The following is a 20803-nucleotide window of genomic DNA, read 5'->3' as shown; positions in this document are numbered from 1 at the left end:
TCTAATATATGAACTTGAAAAATCTCCGTTTTGAGGAATAGTTCTACGACATAGCGGGGACCTTTTTTCGCCATATTTACCCGGACCTCCGAACATACATTCTACATTAATGATACAATATTTAAAAAAAATAAAAACAAGAGCCGATTTCTTTTTTAAACCTATGTTTCTGACATTCATCCCGGCATTGAAATGCCGGGCCTTCTGCCAGTCGTTCGTAAATACAAAAAGTTCGACAAACGGGGCTGTTTGGGAGGTCAGTGAAAACCGGCTTTCCAACAGCCCCGTCTACATTTCCTATTCTGCCTGAATTTTTTTCTAGTGCTTCATCTTTTTTCGGAGGTCACTCTTAAAGATGTTCGGTGCTTCTGCAGAAATCATATAAAAAAATGACATTTGCCTTGCGGAGGTTTTCGGTCCATTGAAGCAGGAGGTCGTATCAACCCCTCAAGGAATCAGACCAATTTTGCCCAAAATCATATTTTTATCCAATTATTTTGGGTGAAATTGACCTTGAAGTTTATAAAAATTCATGTTGGGTATTTCAGTGATGCTGGTTTCATTCTTTAATGAAGCGATAGTATATTTTGTCCGTGACGGCATAACCTATATTGACAAAATATACAGAGGGTGAAAAAATGCTCCATGAAACATTGTTGGCTTATATCGTTTCTTTTTCTTCTTTGCATTAGTTTTGGCATAATGAAAATTGAAACGCAAACTGTACAATCACAAACTCATCACTCTTCCCATCAAGAGCAGGCACAGACTGTTTCCCGAACTTTGCATTTGGCGGATCAACCTGTTGCCCAACCCGGTTCAGCAAATTTAAGAAATAAATACCAAAATACATTTCTAATGAGGGGGCCTGGAACGAAGCGAGAAGTCGCTTTGACTTTCGATGATGCGCCCGATGACATCTTTACACCAAAAATATTGGATATTTTGAAAGAAAAGGAAGCCAAAGCGACATTTTTTCTTGTCGGGTTTCGAATTGAAAAGTATCCGGATATTGTAAAGCGAATCGTACAGGAAGGGCATGCCATTGGCAACCATTCGTACAACCACCCGAATTTTATAAATCTCAGTGAGGCGGATTTCCGGGATCAAATCAGAAGAACAGATCAGCTCATCCGCTCATCCACCGGATTTACGCCAAATATTATCAGGCCGCCCTATGGTAATATAAGCGAAAGCCAGATTAAATGGCTGGCAGCCCAAAAGAAGATCATCGTCAACTGGGACGTGGACTCTCTGGATTGGAAAGGAATTGATGCCAAACAAGTAACAAGCAATATTCTCCCCAATGTGAACCCTGGCTCTATTGTTTTACAACATTCGGGAACTGGAGAAGGCGGGGATTTGTCAGGAACAGTCCATGCTCTGCCCGACATAATTGACGAATTGAGAAAAAAAGGATACAAGCTGGTCACGGTACAGGAAATGCTTGATATGGATCCTGCCTTTTAAGAAGTTGAATGGGATTCGGCAATGTTTGGAAACGTCCAAACGCATATTTTATCATGGATGTAAAATGGCTCCATTCGTAATGCAGTCCCAATTGGGTTGAGCCAGCGAAATGACGGTCAAGGAGCTGCTTTTGTTCATGATTGTCTACTACAAAATTTACAGTAACAGCGAGAAAAAATGATCATTTTTTCTCGCTGTTAAAAACACGAAATCCCGGATGACCGGATCAGTTGCTTATTTCCAATACATAGCCCGTTTGTTTTTCTATGATTTCTCTGACTTTTTTCTTTTCTTCCGTACCGGGCTGCTCCGCCAGTTTCACCGCCACTGTTTTACGATCGATTAGAATGGACGGATTTTTCATGGGCACCCAGTCTAAAGGAAGAGATTCCAAGGTGATCCGGATGATTTCGTTTTGCTTCGGGTGTTTGTTATAGGTTACCGGTCTTCCAATACGCCAGGAAAGTTCTTCTAAATCCAATTCATGGCGTGCGGCAATTTCGGGAGATATGAAATGGACCTCAACCACTTCTTGTTTAATGCCGACTTTATAGATGTGAATCCCCCTGTCTTCGGCCCAACGCTTTGTTTCCGCAATCGCTTCGTTGTTTTCCATTCTTTTTGGCGCGTTTACGGCTTGAAAAATATGTTCCTCTCGCGATGCCGCTCCATGATTTTGATGGTTTTTGAATAATAGTTGATAACCGGTTGTTTCTTCAAAAATCGCAATGAACTTTTCAGCTTCATCCGGTTGTTCCACAGGCAAGGAAACGGCCCGTTCATGAAGATGGATGGAGGGAGTTCCGACCTTTGATCCGAATAAATCCAAGACAAGTTTCTGCAATAAATCCTGGCGGACAGAATCGGAATAGGAGACATCCCATCCGGTTTCCCTTTTCAGCAAATCAGCCAATTCATTTCTTGCGTCGGTTTTTACAGCATCCGGAAAGTCAAAGTAAATGGTCAGCCGCTCATTCTCCGTTCCCAAATCATTGATGCCGCAGCGGACAAAGCGGGGATGTCCTTCCAAAAGGCCTTTTGCCTTTTCAATAGCGGCTGCCGGATTCATTTTCATCGCCTGTATGGGCAGATTGAGCTTTTCAAGTTTGCTTTTGGCCTTTTCATCGATGATATAGACGGCCGTTCCCTGTCCCGGCCCACTTTTATTTTCTGGTGGCAAGCTTTGGAGCGCCAGAGTAATCGCCAATTTTTCCATTATATCAGCCGGTTTTAATACATCAAAAATACCGGCTATGGATAATTGTTTTTCCGGTAGCTCCCTCCACCTTATTTTTTCAAGAATAGGGAGTGAGAAATGAAACACTTTATTGGCTGCAGCTGTCAATTCATCAATCGGTCCGTTCCAGGGCCCCACAAATTCCGCAACTTGATGAAGCTGCAATCTTAACGGCTTTCCTTTCAATGTCTGGCAAATGAGTGCATTCGTCTTCGGATGGATCCCCGTGCAGATTGCCGGATTCAGGCTCTGCCCATCTTCAGATTGATAAAGCAAGAGATGGCCTATTTTTTCTTTTAAATCATCTTTTGCATCTGAGGCATGAGTTCGTTTTCCTTTGATTCCTTTCCCGGATGACCGTTTTTCGAAAGGATACGATTCACCATTTTCCACAAGAATGGGCTTAAACCTTGGATCAATAATTTCCCCAAGCCGGCTTCTTGCCTCATCATCCCCATGAACCAATAATGTATAGGTCGGTTTCATTGACTGGATAAACCGGTTCATTTCATTGGCGTCGGCGTGTGCCGACAAGCCGTATTTACCAAAACGGCATTTGACTTCATAACAGGTACCGTTTAATTCAAGCGTCTGTTCCAGGCCATCGGCCAAGTCGAGCAATTTCTTTCCGGGACTCTCTTCATCTTGGTAGCCGGTAATGAAAATGGCATTTTTTTCTCCCGCAACGAGTTGTTCTGCATACCAGGAGCTCGCGCCTCCCGTTAACATCCCGGATGATGCCACAATGCAGCCGGGTTTCCCTTTGAGGATGGCTTCGCGTTCCTTCGGATCGACAGCCTTGCATCTTCCTTCCGTTAAAAATGCATCTCCATTTCGCCTGATCCGATATGCTACGGGTCCTTTCAAGTAATGCGGATAGTTTTTGTAAATCCTGCTGATGGGCGTCACAAGCCCGTCTACATAAATGGGAAATTCGGGGATAAGCCCTTTATCCATATAATCTTGCAAAATAAGGAGCACTTCCTGTGCCCGTCCGAGCGCAAAAGCGGGGATAAGAGCGAATCCTCCGCCCGAAACCACTTCGGATACATGATCCGCAAGGCGCTTTTCTTCCGTATTCCGGTCAGTATGCACCCTGTTTCCGTACGTAGACTCCATCACCACGATATCAGGATTCATGCCGCGGGGGACTACGGCACCCGGAATCGTCCTGCCCGCTTTAAAACTCAAATCACCAGTCACGAGCAGGCTTTCTCCATCTCCTTCGATCAAATACATGACGGCACCCAAAATATGCCCTGCCCTGTAACTTTTAATGGTCGCATTGCCGATTTTTAATATACCGCTTGCCGGAAAATGAAGTAATGAATCCAGTAACTGATTCACCTGTCCGATTGTGTAAGGAGGTAAACTGTCGGTTGCTTTTGATCGTTGTTCCATAATTTTATAAGCATCTCTCATCATCACCCTCATTAAATCCACCGTCGGTGGTGTCGCATAAACTGGAACTTCCGGATACAGCGAATGGACAATGGGCAGTGCACCGATATGATCGGCATGCGCATGGGTCACCAGAATGCAGTCGGGGCTGCTCAACCCATCCAACATTCCAAGAGCCGGAAGCAAATCATCTCCATGCATCCGCATGCCGGCATCAATCAATAAATTAGCATTTCCGATTTCAATATGTAAACAGGAAGCCCCAACCTCGCTTCCCCCGCCTAAAACACTCACTTTCATTTTTTATCGCCCTCTCTATAAAAAAGCTTCTTTAAGGAGATTGTATCATGAATGCTAACATTGTGAAGCATACCTTTTTTATTTGAAGACAAGCTGCAAGATGAAGTGTTTTTGATTTTGGGTGAATCCGAAAGCATAGGAAACCGTAATACCCCCTTTGAAGCCGAAGAACCTCTGTCAGCTACACACTTCCTCCACTTCGCATTAAGAACGATGCGCTTCCAAGCGCCCAAATAAGAAATGCGCAAGTACCTTTCTTAGAAGTAAGAGGGGGGAGGTTGGCTGGAATACAAAAAGCTGCCAAAATGGCAGCTTATTATTCATATTGATCCAATAGGATTCAGCTACCGCTTACATTTAATTTCAAAGCAATCCTGAAAACATAGATTCCGGAAACAGCCAATAGCATCCCTGCTGCAATGAAAACCAACTGCACACTCACAAGCTCGGCGAGGGTCCCAAACACCAGTGTCGAGATTCCGAAGAAAAACGAAATGAGGGCATGCTGGGCGCTGTATATTTTGGGAAGTTGTTCTACAGAGACATTTTTTTGCAAACTCGTATTGATCACTATTCCTTTTATTTGGTCAAGAAATCCGCTGCAGGCTACTAAAATGAGTGCCAGCCATGCAATATTATTCACGCCAAACCATGCCGTCAAAACAGCTATCCCAATTGAAGAAGTGATGAGGACTTTTTTCATGTTCCGCTCTACAAATAGTGCAAATATTGAGCAAAACAAGCCCCCAGCGATTAATCCTGCAAAAAAGAAAGCGTTAATATATCCCCAATATGCTTCTGTTACGCTCAACATTTCGGTTACAAAAACATAAAGGATTGCGGCAACCCAAACGACATTGGCAATCGCCTCCAATAAAATGACAACGTGAATCGTTCTAATTAGCGGATTTCTCCATATGATCAACCATCCTTCTTTTATTTCTTCCCCCTTTTGTAATTTCCGGGGTTTCAGCGGTGTTTCATCCGTAATTCCCTTCATCATCATAGTGGAAAAAGCAAACAAGACGAAAGTCAGCCAAATGATATTTTGCCCATTTATGATGGCGACGAGAATTCCCCCGAGCGCCCATCCACCGAGCTGGGTCGTTTCGTTAATCACCGCCATAAAGCTGTTCGCCTTTACGAATTCCGTCCGCCCCACTAATCTCGGAATCAATGCTTTCGTTGCCGGCGCCGCCCAGCCATCCAAAAAAGCAATGATAAAGATACATATAAAAATGGGCAAAATATTCGGATCCGCTTTAAAACCAACCCACACCGAAATTCCGAACAACACAATCGTTTTATAAAACTGGGAGCCGGCCAAAAGAGATGTTAAGCGATATCGATTTAATAATATCGGCGAAACCATTCCGCTTACAAAACGGCCAAACGTGTTGAGAAATGGCAGCATGGCCAAATAAAACGCCGATCCTTTTGCAGCATATAAAATGGAAATCAAACCGACAATATAAAATACATCGCCCAAATTGGCAAATAACTGGCCCATCCATAACAACCTAAAATTTTTACTTTTCATCTTACCGCCCCTTTTATCATTTATTTGATTTGATAAAAAAGGCAGTTGTTTACACTGGAAAGGCTCGCCTCCCCTCTGTCGTTTTTAACCATGGCAACCGCTAACACTGTTATCTTTTAATAAAACATTGCGGGCAGCAAGATGAAAAATATTCATTACTCTCCCAATAATTCTTTATTTTTATTATAGCAAGCTGGCACCTTTATTCCATATATGACATCCTCCCAAACGTTTCTTCTCGTAAAGAAGCTCGAAAATATTCCAAAAAGAGATATCCAATTTTTTCTCATCCAACGGATTGATCTCTACATACCAGGCCCCATGCGAGAAGTTCAGGTTCTGTAGCGTCCAATTTTGAACGCCAAAGACCAGTCGAACACCAAAAGCGGCCTTTCACTACCTCCCCTTTCTTTGCAGGGATGTATGGAGCCGCAATCCCTTAATGCCATTCCCTTATTTGACACTTATTGATGTAAGGGTGACATCCTGACCAGGAACGTCGTGTGCATGGAGATGTTTTGCCAAATCAACCGTAAATCCCTGCGGCAGGATACCTCTTGTTGCGAAACAAACAAAAGAGACACATTTTAAAGCAATTTTGGGAGCCTGCAGCTACAAGTGAATGATTCCCGCAATGCCCATTGTCTGGATCATTTCCCTTATATATGATGGTGAGTGGGTGAAGATACCTTTTATACGTCAATGCTTTGCCGTTAAATCTAAAATCCAAGGATATAAATCAACGATCCGCATGTGGCGCGGTTTTGACTCCGTACCCGTAACGATCATCGGAACCAATGAGTCCTGCTTATGCAGCGAGCCGTGTGCCGCTCCACCCGGGTGAATTGGCGTCCCCTCACCCTGAAATTCAAATCCGGGTTTCGCATCAACAATGATATAATTTCCGGAATGTGAATGTAATGAACTATAGAGACGCGCCAATGCATCGGGGTATATTCCGTAGTCAATAAATTGATTTTGAACCGAAAGATCCAAAACAGTATGGTCTCCCTTTAATTCCCAAGACTGTCCGTATTGGTCCCTAAAACGCCCATTGGGGTGAAACGTAAAATTTTCCTTATGGCCGCTTGCCGCAACATGTGCATCATCCCCGTCTTTCCATGCAAGAAAACCAATTCTTTCGTCCTTTTGAAGTTTTTTTACGATTTCCTCCGGTGTTAACGTTTCATCCAAAATGTAAATAAAGGCCATTCTTTCATTGTACCCCAGGACAATTTGGTCATCCTTCTTCACCTGTTCTGTCACTTTGTGTATTTGATAAGCATCCAGCATTTCAGTCAACTGAATGAGCGCTTTGTCCTTGTCATTTCCCACTTCAGCTTGTCCGCTGTCCCCCATGACAATCCAGATGGCAGCATTTACTGCTTCGTCCCACGATTCATATGTGTTCAAAACTTCCTGAAGCTGCTTGTCCGTCTTTTCAATGGCGGCGATGTGATCCTTTGGGCCATTTTTGTGGACTTTTTGGTCAAGTTCCGGAAAATAGGCAATCGTAAAAACAGGCAGCTTCTCATTTTGAATAAGATGCTTTAATTCCTCGGCTGAGAATTTATCATTAAATCCAAACTGTTCCCACGGATCATTATGCTGATCATTTTTTGGACTGAATTGTGCAAGCATACCGTAGGAAAACAATGCAGGTGTTTCAATTTTTAATTTGTCCGGCGCAATGTTCAACTTTGATGCCACTTTAGGAAGGTTGAGTGTCTTCTTTTCATCTCCCCGATATACGAGTGCATTAATAGATGCGCTTTGCAGCCCTTTCGCCGCCAACGTTTCATGAATGGTCTTGACATCACGGCTTAAGTGGGTATGGTTCAAATGATAAAAATTATCCTCGGCCACTTCCTTAATTCCAAGCTTAAACACTTCTTCCTTGGCGCTTCCATAATTGACGAGCCGCTTTTCTTTTTCGTCATACCAAACGAGGCCAGGAACCCGGTGTTTATCTGAATACGTTCCCGTTAATAATGTGCTGTCAATCGTTACCGACATAGTGGGATAGCTGCTCACCACATCCGGATAAAAGCGGCCATGCTCCATAAAAAACTGAAGCGCCGGTGCACGGCCATTTTTCACTGCTTGCTGCAATGGTTCATTCATCAGGGAATCAATCATCAGTAAAATAACGGGCTTCCCTGTTTGTGTAATCTGTTTCCGATCCAAAGATTGCCGATTGGGTTTCATTCCTTTTATGAACAGGATCAGCAGTAAAATAATTATAATCGCGCTGATGAAATACATCATTTTCTTCATCCTTTTTTCATTTCCTTTTCATAATCAATTATTGTTTCCATAACAGCTGAATAATGCATCCTTGGACATAAATAAATACATGGGGGATGGAACTTCTTTTCGCAATGAGTTTGTTGAAGAGAGAAGATAAATCGGAAGAAGAGAAACTTTTTTGAAATCCTTATAAAGCGGACTAACGATTGGGTGGGGTTCAAACCCCAATTTTTTACATCCTTTATAAAGCATTGTAATGCCAATCAGTCCTTTAATTTGATCCGCATTTTCCTGAGATTGAATGTAACGGATAACGGACGGAAGTGATTCCTTGACGCCTTGGTAAATCAGGAAAGCTTTTCTGATTTCACTATCACACCACTCCATTTGCTGTAAAAGCTTTACATTATGCAAATGAATTTTCACAAGTACGTCATTTTTGTTGATAGATGTCCCATCCGATAAAACGATATCCCTGCCTTTGTATTTTGTTAAACGGACACGTAATATCGATTTTTTTCCACATTCTTTTTGAATATACTTTAGCCGTGTAAATTGAAAATATATCGGATCGATAAAATTCCATGCCGAAAGGCAATATTTTCTCATTCTGATGCCCATGACAGTTCCCCTCGTAACGATTTTTAACCTCTCTTATTTTGCATTTGAACCTGTTTGAATATAAGTGGAAAAATAAGTCTCGTGAATGAAATGATGAACTTCATACAATAATTTCCAAACGAAATCATTCAGAAAAGGTGAAGACTTTGAAGATCAGGGCAATGACATTTAACATTCATCATGGCAAGGGAACGGATAAAAAAGCGGATCTTGGGAGAATTGCCGAGGTCATTGCTTTTTGCAATGCCGATATTATTGGCCTTAATGAGGTTGACCGCTATTTTTCAAAACGGAGTCTTTTGGAAGATCAAGCGGCTTGGCTGGCAAATGAACTTGGGATGGACTATGCTTTTTGCCCATCCGTTCGTAAAAAGCCTAAACATTTGCCAAAAACACGCCTTTTTGGAAATGCCCTTTTGTCGAAATTTCCCATAATCAGCAAAAAGCCCCATTCATTTCAAATACCCGTGATGACCGAAGGGCGATCATTACTGGAGGCAGGGGTTCAGATTGATCAATTATCATTAAAAATTTTGGTCACCCACTTAAGTCTGAATCCAATTCTTCACAGGAGGCAAACGAATTTTATAATAAGCCGGTATCAAAATGATTCCCATCCTGCAATTTTAATGGGAGATTGGAACATGAAACCGGGATCCAAAGGATGGAGAAAAATAACGAAGAAATTCCAGGATGTGTGGGAAGCCGCAGGCAAGGGAGCTGGTTTCACTTATCCTTCCAATCGGCCAAGATCTCGGCTGGACTACATCTTCGCAAGTCACGATCTTGAAATAATACATGCAAAGGCAGTAAACAAAATGCCCGAAGCTTCTGATCATTTGCCTGTAGTGGCAACGTTGTATTATAGAGCTTGAGGATCAAAAGACCCAATATATTTTTAACAGTGGGACCAGTATTAAATGAATTCATGGAAAAAAAGCGGGACAGCCATTTACAAGCCGGTGCTTATCCGCATTCATATTAATAAGTGCGGTCCTGATGAAGTTTTTAACCTTCTTCGGCTCCTAGAACCACTCTATGTGACCCATATAACGTGTTTTCATCATTTTCGGTCACTTTAAGCCATTCTATGTGACCCAAATGATGGGGCTCCAACCTTTTTGGTCACTTAGAGCCGCTCTATGTTACCCATATGACGAATTTTTATCATTTACGGTCACTTAGAACCTTTTTATGTTACCCAAATGAGAAATCTTCACCCTTTTCGGTTACTTGGAACCACTCTATGTGACCGAAGCGACGGATTTTCAACCTTTACGGTCACTTAGAGCCACTCTACGTGACCCCATATAGGGCTAGGCGCTGGGCTGGACAAATTTAAAAAAAGCTAATCGAACATTTGCCGATTAGCTTTTGATTACATTACTCATTTCCTTTTTTCACCCATTCTGCAACGGTGACCGTGCGTTTAGCCTGATGTTTGACGGCTGCTTGGACGTCGTCTGCCATTTTTCCATCTTGGTCTACGGTAACACTTGTACCGTATGGATTTCCCCCTGCTCCAAACAGAACTTGGTCGGTATAGCCAGGTGGTACGATGATTGCACCCCAGTGCATCATGGACGTATATAATGATAATAGAGTCGCTTCTTGGCCGCCATGCGGGTTTTGTGCCGAAGTCATTGCACTGACCACTTTGTTCACTGTTTTACCGGAGGCCCACAGCCCGCCTTGGATGTCGAGGAATTGCTTCATTTGTGAAGGCATGTTTCCAAATCGGGTGGGGACACTGAAAATCATTGCATCTGCCCATTGAATGTCGTCTCCCGTGGCGATCGGAACGTCTTTTGTTTCCTCTACTGTTGCTTTCCACACTTCATTTCTTTCAATAATGGATTCTGGAGCCAGCTCTTGCACTTTCAATATCTTAACATCCGCCCCAGCTTCTTTTGCTCCTTCTTCGGCCCATTTTGCCAGTTGATAATTCGTTCCGCCCATGCTGTAAAAAATCACGGCTAAATTAACGTTTGACAATGTATCCTTCTCCTTTTTTTACGGATTTCGAATCGCTTCATACCATCATCTATTATTTCTTTAATTCCGATTTACATGCACAATTTATAATCTTTATGCCGCCTCCATTGATGGCCCGGATTCTCCCAGTGAAAAACGGTAACGAGCCAAATCTTCTTTCCCGATTTGTTCCAGTCCCATTACGGTGTTTTATCGGGTTGGGCTAAAAAACCGGCCAAAAAACGAGACTGCAATGGAAGAACCCCATTGCAGTCTCGTTTTAAATAAGCCTGATCTCCATTTTCACTTTCTTTTTTTGGAGGCGGGCTTTGTCCGGGTGGTTTGCCATCGGAGCCACCTGATCCGCCGGCCCCCCCTGAAGGAGGGCCATCTTTATTTCCCGGCGGTTGATTTCCCGGATTGCCTTTATCGTTGTTCCCATTGTTTTCTTCACCACCCCCCTTATTGTTTCCGCTATCTCCCTGATGTTCGTTTTGATTATTATTATTCTCTCCAGGCTGTTTATTGTCCTGCCCGGGCTTTTCAGCGCCTGGATTTTCCGGCTTGTTGGTGTCGGGTGGTTTATTATCTTGTTTATCCTCGTTCGGATCAGTCCCCTTTTTCTTTTCCTGTTCTATCTCTTGTTCTTGATTTTCCTCCTGCTTGTTCTCATTCTGCGTTTCTGCTTCTTCCGTGCTTTTGTTCTCGACTTTATTTCTTTTTACAGGTTTATTGAATTTGACCGGAGCCCTTTTCGGTGCAGTCCCTTTGACAAATAATTCGACCCGGTTGCCGATGGACACTTTTTCAACCGAGGATGGCATCGTGAAATCAGGTGTTTCAATTCCTTCGGATACTTCAGACATGATATGTTTGAAAATCAATTTTGCATTGTGGGAGTCCTCTGTACGGACATAGCTTTCCTGTGTGATCTTATCGTAACCCGTCCAGACTGCAGCGGCATAGCGGGTTGTATAGCCGGCGAACCAGGCATCTGTCACTCCCGACCCGTATATATCATCCGGCAGTTCGTTCGTCCCTGTTTTACCGGCCAAAGGAAGACCCGGAATGTCGGCCATCTGTCCTGTCCCTTCCGTCACTACTGTCTTGAGCATATCCGTGATCATGTAAGCAGTATAATCACTCATTGCCCGAACAGGTTTCGGTTGGAGATTTTTTTCCTTGCCATTAGGATAGACAATCTTCCTTACGGTGTGAGGTTCGTTAAAAACACCCTCGTTTCCAAATGCGGCATAGGCTCCCGCCAGTTCGAGAGGCGATATTCCATCTTTAAACCCTCCAATGGCATAGGCTGGAAAAACTTCATCCAACTCGATGCCGAGCTTGCCGGCAAATTTCCTCGCTTCTTCAGCGCCGACTGCCTGCATTGCTTTAATGGCCGGGATATTATACGACCATTGCAATGCCGTCCGCATGGAGACATTTCCATGAAATCGGTTGTTCCAGTTCTTGAAAACCTTGCCGTTCAGCTCAATTGCTTCATCTTTAATTTGTTCATGTGTAGACCATTTTAATGTTTCAATTGCCGGTCCATAGGCCATGATCGGCTTGGCAGTAGAGCCCGGCTGGCGCTTTAAATGAGTGGCATAGTTGAAACCTCTTTGGATATCTTTATCTTCTGAATGACGATTTCCGCCAATCGCCCGTATCTCACCCGTTTTCGTATCCAAAAGCACGACACCCGCTTTGAATTGATCATCGGGATAATCAATATATTCATTGGTCGTCAACACTTTCTCCGTAAATTCCTGTGCTTTTGGATCAAGTGTTGTATAGATTTGCAGTCCCTGCGTAAAAAGCGCCTTCTCATCAATTCCTTTTTCTTTCAGTTCTTCGATTACTTGATCCGTGAAACTGTTATAGGCAGGTTTCCGCTCTTTCTTTGTAAGCTGTTTTGCAACGGAAATGGATTGCGCCTCCTTTTTTTCCTTTTCCGAAATATATCCATGTTTTTCCATTAGAGAAAGGACCGTATTTCTCCTGTTCTCTGCAAGTTCCGGAAACTTGAATGGATTGTAGCCGCTCGGCCTTTGCGGCAACCCTGCCAGCAATGCCGCTTCACTGATGTTCAGATCCTTAACGGATTTTCCGAAATACACTTCTGCGGCCGTGGCGATACCGTAAGCACCTTCGCCAAAATATACTTTATTCAGGTACATCTCCAATATTTCTTTTTTTGTATACTGCCTCTCCAATTTTAAGGCGAGATACGCCTCCTGTACCTTGCGTTCAATGGTTTTTTCAGGGGATAAAAAAGACATCTTGACCAACTGCTGTGTGATCGTACTGCCCCCTTCCGTTCCAAAACCTTCCGTTACATTTGCCTTTACTGCTCCGGCAACCCGCTTGAAATCAATGCCATGATGATCCCAAAACCTGTTATCCTCAACGGAAAGGAACGCATTTTGCACTTTTTTTGGAACTTGGTCCAAAGGGACCGTTTTACGATATTCTTCCCCGGCGATATCTCTTATCTTTTTATTATTCATGTCATAGATCGTGGATGACTGCGGGGAATTCAGCAGCTTCGGGTTTAATGCCGGAGCTTCTTTTACATAGGCCAACCCGGTAATCGCAAATACACTCATCAGTAAAATGCCGCAGATAAAAAATGCCATCCCGATGTAAATGGCCAACTTTCTAAAAGCTCTTTTTCCTTGGTTCCTTTTCTTTCTATACAGTCTGCGACTAGGATAACTATCCTCCATGACCACATTCCCCCCAATATGTAATCATTGCAATGAAGGAATACCCCATTTTTTCTTTTTCAAAACCAAAGAAACGGTCGATATTTAATAGAAAATAAATGGGAAAATTGTCGAATTTTCCCATCCCGAGCCATAGAAATTGATTTAAAATCCTTCTACGGAAATACTTGATTTTCAATTGATGCCGTAAGTGAAAACAATCTTTGGTTAGCGGGTATTCCTTCTTCCAATACAGTCTCTTTCCATTGTATTATTATATATATTGAATACGATGAAAGTGCGTCTCTTCCTTTAAAAATTTTTCGTCATAATGACCGATAAATCATCATTTGTTTGCGGCAACAAGTAGCCCTTTCATTACGAATAGTGTCCCCCAATGCATCTTATGGGAATGGAGGTTGCACTACTTTGAGGATCCAGTGAGAGCAATCTCGCGGGGACCTTCCATTTCTTACACCAAGAGGTCCAGGAAACACAACATGGCCATGATGGCTCCCGAATTCAATTTTTACAAAACAAACGTTCCCTTCTCCTTTATTCTACAGCCATCATAATCATATTCATATTTATGCCATAATGAAAAGGGACCGATGTACCAGGCGGAAAATCCCACAAACATCAGCAGATGGAAGATGGTTTCAATTAAAAATGTCTACATGATGATAACAAGATAGAATGATTAAAAAATATACCGGAATCATTTAATGAGTGTCATCGTATTGAAAATCAAAGCGGCCACAGAAAAATCCTTTTCCCTGAAGAAAGCTGGCAAATATATCTTTTAAAAATTTGTCATATTTCTATTACAAGAATATGGTATAATGATAAAGTCAACATTACTTGCCGCGGTGGCGGAAAGGCAGACGCGCTAGATTCAGGTTCTAGTGTCCGCAAGGGCGTGTGGGTTCGACTCCCACCCGCGGCATTTCGGAATGTGGCTCAGCTTGGTAGAGCGCTTGGTTCGGGACCAAGAGGTCGCAGGTTCAAATCCTGTCATTCCGATTTCGGTACGTCCATTTAATGGAAGGTACCATACCTCCCATTAAATGGACAATAGCAATTGGCTAAGGAAGAGATGCCTCTTCCTTTTTTGTATTCGGATTATCGTGTGGAACGCCACGTAAATAAGTTTAACTAACATACCGTTCCTTTAAGCTATTAGAGAATTTGTACCGGTGATGTAAACTATATAGTAAATGATGTCATTTATAGATATTAACTGAAGGAAAAATAAAAAATAAGCTGTTTGACATATTGAACGTGGTTAGTATGTCAAACAGCTTTTTCTTTTTGAGATATATAATTCAATGCAACCAAACGATACTTTCCCATATCTAATAGATTGAAAAACAAAACAACTACTAGGGGGTGACGGAATGGGTTTACTAAAAGCCTTGGTCAAAAAGGCAAAAAAGGGCGATGGTGAAGCGTTTGTTTCACTTGTAAAGCAATACGAAGATGTATTATACCGAACAGCAAGCAGGATGTTAAACAATGAGGAAGATGTAGCTGATGTTATGCAGGATACCATTATCTCAGCTTATGAAAAATTACATACTCTAAAAAATTGCCCGAAATGTATTTATATGAGGCCTAAACAAAAATGCAGGCTTTCCGCTGCGTTAGTTGTAACATGATTTTGCGAACCGCGCTGCAGGACGTCTTGCCCCATTTCGGTTCTTAATATGGCACTGACCACTTCCCCTTCTTCCTTTAGTTATCATATAGTTGCCATTTAGACCATGAAATTCAAACATTTTTTCACTAACCTAGCAAAAAGCCGGCATCCATGATTGAATGCCGACTCCAATTTCTATTTCCGTTTTGCGTGCAAATGCAGTTCTTTCAACACTTCTTCATTGTGCTCACCTAAGTTAGGGGCATAACGGCTAACGACTACAGGGGTTTCCGAGAATGATACCGGAAACTTCATGTTCCGGATTTCTCCTTCGGTCGGATGGTGGACAGTTTCGAAGAAATTAATCGCATTCAGATGTGGATCTTCAAATAGATCATCCGGTGTATTGATGTTCGTGCACGGAATGTCCGCAGCCTCCAATAGAGAAAGCCATTCCTTTGTCGTTTTATCCACCATGATTTCCTCGATTGTACGATACACAAAATCGATATGCTTTGTTCTTGAGGCCATATTGGAAAATCGTTCATCCTTAGCCAAATCTTTGCGGTCCGCCACCTCAAAGAATGCTTTCCACTGTTTATCGTTGTAGATCATGACGCCGATGTAGCCGTCTTTTGTTTTGTACGGTTTTCGATATGGCGAGGTGACCCGGGAATAATACATTGGCCCGATGGCAGGAGAGAAAGTTTCGCCATACATATGCTCCATCATCGTATAAGAAACCATCGTTTCAAACATCGGCACTTCAATTTCCTGGCCGACACCGCTCCGCTCGCGATGATATAAAGCGGACAGGATGGCACTTAATCCAACTAAGCCGGCAGTCTTGTCTGCCAAAACGGTTGCCAAGTATTGAGGATGGCCCGTGATTTGACCTTGGGCAGCCGCTATGCCGGACGCAGCCTGAATAATATCGTCGTATGCGGGCTTATCCCCATAAGGTCCTTCCTTGCTGAAACCGTACATGCCACAGTAGATCAGCCGGCTGTTCAATGGCTTCAAGTCTTTAAACGATAGCCCTAATTTTTCCACCGTCTTCGGTCTCATCGTATGGACAAAAATGTCTGCTTCTTTTACTAACGCGCGCATCTCCTTTATGCCTTCCTCGCTTTTCAAATTCAAGGCAATGCTTCGTTTGTTTCGATTTAAATGAAGGAATAGGGTGCCCATCCCCTGATGCTTCGCTGGACCGAGGTAACGGGTCGTATCCCCAGAAGGATTTTCAATTTTAATGACATCTGCTCCCATATCCGCCAACATGACCGTACAATAAGGACCCATCACAACGGAAGTCAGATCAAGTACACGGATCCCATCCAGTGGTCCTCTCATCTTTATTCCTCCTCAAACTTTCATTAGTTATTGACTGTCGCAGCTGATTTCTTCAACATCATACCAGCACGCTTGGACTTACAAACTAAATCTCCATGCTGGTTATATGCCCGATGCTCAAACCAGACAACTCCTCTGTCAGGGCGTGATTTCGATTCACGTTTATCTACGATTTCCGTTTCCGCGCGCAGCGTATCACCGATTCGGACGGGGTGGGGGAACGTAGTTTCGTCAAAGCCTAAATTTCCGAGTGTCGTTCCTTCTGTCAAATCGCCGACTCCTACACCAACGATGTATGATAGGGTAAACAAACTATTCACAATCCGTCCGCCGTGGATGGTACCCTTTGCATACTCTTCATCCAAGTGCAAGGATTGCGTGTTATGCGTCAACGTTGTGAATAAAAGATTATCCGTCTCCGTTACAGTTCTTCCTGGACGATGCTGATAAACATCACCGACATGCAGTTCCTCAAAATATTTCCCGAAAGCCAAACTTACAACCTCCTTCTGACTTATTTCACGGTATATTGTTCAGCAACGGCGAGCACTTCCCTTGCCGTTTTTACATGTGCGTAGTCGATATGCTCCCCGCGGTACATAAACGCTGTTTCACCATTCCGCTCGGCAGCTTCAAATGCCTCGACCATACCGGCGTAATATTCGATGTCTTCTTCCGACGGCGCGTATAGGTCGTTAACAATGGAAACATGCGAAGGATGAAGGATCAGCTCTCCGACAAAGCCAAGCCGCCGGTTGAAACTTGCACTCTTTTTCAAGCCTTCAAGATGATGGACATCCTGCCAAAGCCCTCCGATCGGCTGGACGCCTGCTGCACGTGCGGCCATGACGACCTTCGACCGCATGTACAAGGTCTCGAGCCCTTCCGCCGTCCATTGGTAGCCGAGCGCACGGGCGACATCCCCGTTTTTCGCGCTCAATCCGGCAATCCCCATCACACGGTCACAGCAAGCAATCTCATAAGCCAATTGCATCGATTTCGCCGTCTCCAAGATAGGAAGGAGCTTGACGAACCCGTTCTCCAAGCCCTTTTCTTCTTCAAGTTTATCAAGCAGTGCGGACAATTCTTCGATTTCTTCCGGTCCGTCCAGTTTCGGAAGCACGATTCCTGCAAGGCCAGGCTGAATTACCGCACGGAGATCATTTTCATCGAACTCCGTAACCCGATTGATTCGGACAAAAACATGGACCCCTTCGGCACTCATGTGCGGAATCGCTTCTGCTGCATTTTGCCGTGCCACGGTTTTGGACTGGACGGGTACACTGTCCTCCAAGTCGAGAATAACGCCATCCGCCTTGTAACAAGCAACCTTCCCGACCCACTTCTTCTTGATGGCCGGAACAAAGAGCAATGTCCGATAATTCCTCATAACGTTCCGCCCCCTTTTTTCAAATAGCCTAACGAGTAGGAAATGTTTTCAGCAGCTTCCTTGACTTTTTCAATATAATGAGCTTCAAATTCTTCCTTATAGTCGCCGATCGGAACGACACAAATGATACTTCCAATTACTTTATTGCTTGCATCGAATACTGGAGCACCTACACTCATTGCCCCTTTTTTCCGTTCATTTGCAGTTATCGCATAACCCAGCGATTTGATTTGCTTGAGCTCTTTACTGATTTTCAATCTTTCCTCTTCCGACACTGCTTCCGCTTCGAAAATAGCCGATATGTCAGATTGCGTGAGATGGGCTAAAATGGTTTTTCCGCTTGCCGCAATATGGACAGGCTCCAATACCCCGATTTCAAGCACATATTGAAGAGCAAAGGAACTTTTAACACTGTCAACAAACGAAAGCTTTTTGTGTTGCGGGTAATAAAGTGCAAAATAAACCGAGTGGTGCAATTCTTTCGAAAGGCTCTCCAGATATGGGCGAGCCACCTTTTTCACATCCACATTCGTCGAAATAATCGATGCCATCCGGATAAAATCTGTACCTACCCGGTATTTATTCGTGACATCCGAGTATTCCAAAATATGCTCGTCCTTCAGCATCGAAATCATTCTGTGGAGACTGCTGACTGGCATTTTCAAGTGCCTGGAAAGCTCATTTACACCCCACTCGTTTTTCTCGTCTGTAAAAGCTCTGAGTATCGTAAATGTTTTGGAGATGACATTTGATTTCATAGTGACCGATCCTTCCTGCCATTCTTTTATTTAATCATCAGTTCCGGAAGCCAAAGTGTCAAGGCTGGCACTCCAATGAGAAGGGCAAGAATTAGTAGATCCATAATGACGAACCACGTAACCCCTTTGAATCCTTCTGCCGTTTTGACTCTCGCCGCTCCGGTTGCGACAAAGACATTCATGCCGACTGGCGGTGTGACCAATCCGATTTCTACAGTTTTTGTAATAATGATCCCAAACCAAACCGGATTAAATCCGAGAGAAATGACAATCGGGAATGTCAATGGCAGTGTCAAAATAAGAATCGCAATCTGGTCCATGAAGAAACCTAATATGAGATATATAATGACTATGATTAATAATATCCAGTACTTGGAGATATCCAGTCCTTCAACCATTCCGACAATTCTTTGCGTAGACTGCGTCAATGTCAGGAAGTAGCTGAAGATGTGGGCTCCAATGATGATTGTCATGATCATCGTCGTCGATTTAATCGTGTCGTTCAGGGCAACACCGAACTTTTGCATATTCAGCCTTCCCATGAAAAGTACAACAAGCAGTGTAATGAAAGCACCCATCGCACCTGCTTCAGTCGCCGTGACAAGCCCGCTGTAAATCCCGCCAATCACCACAATGACAATGACAAGCATTGGCCAAACATCTTTAAGTGCAATGAGCTTTTCCTTCATCGTCGGATTGATTTCAATCTTGGGAGCGATTTCCGGCCTTAACCTCACCCAAATGATAATGACGATTATATAACCGAGCCCCGTAAGGATGCCAGGCACGATCCCAGCGATGAGGAGCGACCCCACACCGGTTTCAGTCAAAATTCCGTAAAGGATGAGAATGATGCTCGGCGGAATCATGACCGCCAGTGTACCGGCCATACTGACAACACCCATTGTAAAGGATGTGTTGTATTTATATTTTTTCATTTCCGGAGCAGCCGCTTTCGACATCGCCGCTGCCGCAGCTTGACTGGAACCGGAAACTGCTGCCATCATCGCACCTGCAAATACCGTTGCAATCCCGAGTCCCCCCGGCAATTTTCCCAACCATTTATACGCCGCCTCGAATAGTTCTTTCATAATTCCGCTGACGGTCATTAACGAAGCCATGAGGATGAACATCGGAATTGATGTCATAATAAAGCTTTTGACGCTATCGTATGGGGCTGTCTGCATGATTCCTAAAAATGAATCCCAGCCGCTGTTCATCAGCAAACCGATACTGCCCGATATTCCTAAAGCAAACGCAATCGGCATACCGAGTACCAATAATAGAAGCATTAAAATCAATGGAATGGCTACTGTCATACCGCGTCACCCCTATCTGGTTCTCTGTCTTTATCCAAAAATACACGAATTACAGAGAATAATAGACGGATCATGAGCAGGTACGAACCAATCGGAATCCATACGTAAGAAAGCCATAATGGAAAATTGATCAGTCCGGCAGCAACATATCGGTATTGGAGTGCTTCCACTGTCATATTCAAACCTTTCAGGCCAATGAAGAAAAACATCGTTGCCGCCAATAAGCAATAAAAGGCATCCAGAATGTATTGGACCTTTTTGGGGAATCGGTCGAACAGAATGTCCAGACGGATGTGCCCATCGATTTTTTTAACAAAACTCATACTTAGAAATACGAGCGCAACCATCAAATACAGCTCTGTCATTTCATAAGCACCGACAATCGACTGCTTGAACAGGTACCGGCTGATTGCATCGGCAGTCGTCAACAGCATCATCAATACGAGTGCCACTTGGGAAAGTCGCAAGAAAACAACTTCCAATCGGTCAAACCATTTTACAAATACGTCCATATTTTTCACCTCTATCGGATTCAGCCGTAACAGCTGCCTGCACTATTTGTCGTAACCCAATTCCTTTTGAATTTCCCGATACTTTTTAATCGTTTCATTCGCATTGAATCCGCGTTTCTCCAAATCTTCTGCCCAACGATCCCAAGCAGGCTCCAAAGCCTTGTCCCACGCAGCGGATTCTTCCTCACTCAATTCATATACGTCCATTTCCCGGGCATACTTTTGTGCCAATTCCTCATTCTTCTCATCCAGCTTTGAGGAGTAAAAAATCTTCGAGATAATTTCAATTATCATACCCCCTAAATTTTGATAAATATGGGATAATTTAACT

The 20803-nt window shown here is 43.5% G+C and carries 16 protein-coding genes and 2 tRNA genes; 5 read left to right on the top strand and 13 right to left on the bottom strand.

The annotated features are described in order from the left end of the window. The first annotated feature begins 702 nt into the window (after positions 1 to 702). Positions 703 to 1470 carry a polysaccharide deacetylase family protein gene (locus AB1L08_RS17585; protein WP_413065947.1) on the top strand — a complete coding sequence of 256 codons (768 nt, stop codon included), beginning with the start codon at positions 703 to 705 and terminating at the stop codon, positions 1468 to 1470. A 226-nt stretch (positions 1471 to 1696) separates the two neighbouring features. Here the strand turns inward: AB1L08_RS17585 and AB1L08_RS17580 are convergent, their stop codons facing one another. From AB1L08_RS17580 to AB1L08_RS17565, 4 genes are all read right to left on the bottom strand, one after another. Continuing rightward, positions 1697 to 4408: an MBL fold metallo-hydrolase gene (locus AB1L08_RS17580; protein ID WP_413065946.1), complete on the bottom strand. Its 2712-nt coding sequence runs from the start codon at positions 4406 to 4408 to the stop codon at positions 1697 to 1699. Between the two features lie 340 nt (positions 4409 to 4748). Next, on the bottom strand, positions 4749 to 5948 hold the full coding sequence (locus AB1L08_RS17575) for an MFS transporter (RefSeq protein ID WP_413065945.1): 1200 nt from the start codon (positions 5946 to 5948) through the stop codon (positions 4749 to 4751). Between the two features lie 699 nt (positions 5949 to 6647). Continuing rightward, on the bottom strand, positions 6648 to 8225 hold the full coding sequence (locus tag AB1L08_RS17570) for an alkaline phosphatase family protein (RefSeq protein WP_413065944.1): 1578 nt from the start codon (positions 8223 to 8225) through the stop codon (positions 6648 to 6650). Positions 8226 to 8249: 24 nt separating this feature from the next. Further along, on the bottom strand, positions 8250 to 8807 hold the full coding sequence (locus AB1L08_RS17565) for a YkoP family protein (RefSeq protein WP_413065948.1): 558 nt from the start codon (positions 8805 to 8807) through the stop codon (positions 8250 to 8252). 173 nt (positions 8808 to 8980) lie between these two features. Between AB1L08_RS17565 and AB1L08_RS17560 the strand changes: the two genes are divergently transcribed. Then, entirely contained in the window at positions 8981 to 9694 is a 714-nt protein-coding gene (locus tag AB1L08_RS17560) for an endonuclease/exonuclease/phosphatase family protein (protein ID WP_413065943.1), read from the top strand. A gap of 508 nt (positions 9695 to 10202) precedes the next feature. Here AB1L08_RS17560 and wrbA read toward each other — a convergent pair. Next, positions 10203 to 10814 carry an NAD(P)H:quinone oxidoreductase gene (wrbA, locus tag AB1L08_RS17555; RefSeq protein WP_413065942.1) on the bottom strand — a complete coding sequence of 204 codons (612 nt, stop codon included), beginning with the start codon at positions 10812 to 10814 and terminating at the stop codon, positions 10203 to 10205. Positions 10815 to 10993: 179 nt separating this feature from the next. Next, a complete protein-coding gene (locus AB1L08_RS17550; protein ID WP_413065941.1) occupies positions 10994 to 13522 on the bottom strand; it encodes a transglycosylase domain-containing protein in 2529 nt (842 codons plus the stop codon). 842 nt (positions 13523 to 14364) lie between these two features. On the opposite strand from AB1L08_RS17550, the gene AB1L08_RS17545 reads away from it, so the two are divergent. From AB1L08_RS17545 to AB1L08_RS17535, 3 genes are all read left to right on the top strand, one after another. After that, positions 14365 to 14447: transfer RNA gene (locus AB1L08_RS17545), tRNA-Leu, on the top strand. A gap of 3 nt (positions 14448 to 14450) precedes the next feature. Then, a tRNA-Pro gene (locus tag AB1L08_RS17540) sits at positions 14451 to 14524 on the top strand. 374 nt (positions 14525 to 14898) lie between these two features. Next, on the top strand, positions 14899 to 15159 hold the full coding sequence (locus tag AB1L08_RS17535; RefSeq protein WP_413065940.1) for an RNA polymerase sigma factor: 261 nt from the start codon (positions 14899 to 14901) through the stop codon (positions 15157 to 15159). 176 nt (positions 15160 to 15335) lie between these two features. Here the strand turns inward: AB1L08_RS17535 and AB1L08_RS17530 are convergent, their stop codons facing one another. The 7 genes from AB1L08_RS17530 to AB1L08_RS17500 form a co-directional block, all read right to left on the bottom strand. Beyond that, a complete protein-coding gene (locus AB1L08_RS17530; protein WP_413065939.1) occupies positions 15336 to 16493 on the bottom strand; it encodes a CaiB/BaiF CoA transferase family protein in 1158 nt (385 codons plus the stop codon). A 23-nt stretch (positions 16494 to 16516) separates the two neighbouring features. After that, entirely contained in the window at positions 16517 to 16987 is a 471-nt protein-coding gene (locus AB1L08_RS17525; protein ID WP_413065938.1) for a MaoC family dehydratase, read from the bottom strand. 20 nt (positions 16988 to 17007) lie between these two features. Beyond that, entirely contained in the window at positions 17008 to 17883 is an 876-nt protein-coding gene (locus AB1L08_RS17520) for an HpcH/HpaI aldolase/citrate lyase family protein (RefSeq protein WP_413065937.1), read from the bottom strand. Continuing rightward, positions 17880 to 18641 carry an IclR family transcriptional regulator gene (locus tag AB1L08_RS17515; RefSeq protein ID WP_413065936.1) on the bottom strand — a complete coding sequence of 254 codons (762 nt, stop codon included), beginning with the start codon at positions 18639 to 18641 and terminating at the stop codon, positions 17880 to 17882. The genes AB1L08_RS17520 and AB1L08_RS17515 overlap by 4 nt, the downstream gene beginning before the upstream one ends. Before the next feature lie 26 nt (positions 18642 to 18667). Continuing rightward, positions 18668 to 19960 carry a TRAP transporter large permease gene (locus AB1L08_RS17510; protein WP_413065935.1) on the bottom strand — a complete coding sequence of 431 codons (1293 nt, stop codon included), beginning with the start codon at positions 19958 to 19960 and terminating at the stop codon, positions 18668 to 18670. Beyond that, a complete protein-coding gene (locus AB1L08_RS17505) occupies positions 19957 to 20472 on the bottom strand; it encodes a TRAP transporter small permease (protein WP_413065934.1) in 516 nt (171 codons plus the stop codon). The genes AB1L08_RS17510 and AB1L08_RS17505 overlap by 4 nt, the downstream gene beginning before the upstream one ends. Before the next feature lie 42 nt (positions 20473 to 20514). Continuing rightward, positions 20515 to 20803 (bottom strand): hypothetical protein (locus tag AB1L08_RS17500; RefSeq protein WP_413065933.1); only part of this gene is annotated, 289 nt, incomplete at its 5' end.

Source organism: Siminovitchia jepli (assembly GCF_047228825.1).
In the GTDB taxonomy this organism is placed as follows: Bacteria; Bacillota; Bacilli; order Bacillales; family Bacillaceae_C; genus Siminovitchia.
The sequence above is the reverse complement of the archived record's forward strand: the minus strand, read 5'-3'. Positions and strand labels throughout refer to the sequence as shown.

Coding starts and splice junctions, on each gene's coding strand:
- AB1L08_RS17585 (WP_413065947.1), top strand. CDS start 703: ATGAAAATTGAAACGCAAACTGTACAATCACAAACTCATCACTCTTCC.
- AB1L08_RS17580 (WP_413065946.1), bottom strand. CDS start 4,408: ATGAAAGTGAGTGTTTTAGGCGGGGGAAGCGAGGTTGGGGCTTCCTGT.
- AB1L08_RS17575 (WP_413065945.1), bottom strand. CDS start 5,948: ATGAAAAGTAAAAATTTTAGGTTGTTATGGATGGGCCAGTTATTTGCC.
- AB1L08_RS17570 (WP_413065944.1), bottom strand. CDS start 8,225: ATGAAGAAAATGATGTATTTCATCAGCGCGATTATAATTATTTTACTG.
- AB1L08_RS17565 (WP_413065948.1), bottom strand. CDS start 8,807: ATGAGAAAATATTGCCTTTCGGCATGGAATTTTATCGATCCGATATAT.
- AB1L08_RS17560 (WP_413065943.1), top strand. CDS start 8,981: ATGACATTTAACATTCATCATGGCAAGGGAACGGATAAAAAAGCGGAT.
- AB1L08_RS17550 (WP_413065941.1), bottom strand. CDS start 13,522: ATGGAGGATAGTTATCCTAGTCGCAGACTGTATAGAAAGAAAAGGAAC.
- AB1L08_RS17535 (WP_413065940.1), top strand. CDS start 14,899: ATGGGTTTACTAAAAGCCTTGGTCAAAAAGGCAAAAAAGGGCGATGGT.
- AB1L08_RS17530 (WP_413065939.1), bottom strand. CDS start 16,493: ATGAGAGGACCACTGGATGGGATCCGTGTACTTGATCTGACTTCCGTT.
- AB1L08_RS17520 (WP_413065937.1), bottom strand. CDS start 17,883: ATGAGGAATTATCGGACATTGCTCTTTGTTCCGGCCATCAAGAAGAAG.
- AB1L08_RS17515 (WP_413065936.1), bottom strand. CDS start 18,641: ATGAAATCAAATGTCATCTCCAAAACATTTACGATACTCAGAGCTTTT.
- AB1L08_RS17510 (WP_413065935.1), bottom strand. CDS start 19,960: ATGACAGTAGCCATTCCATTGATTTTAATGCTTCTATTATTGGTACTC.
- AB1L08_RS17505 (WP_413065934.1), bottom strand. CDS start 20,472: ATGGACGTATTTGTAAAATGGTTTGACCGATTGGAAGTTGTTTTCTTG.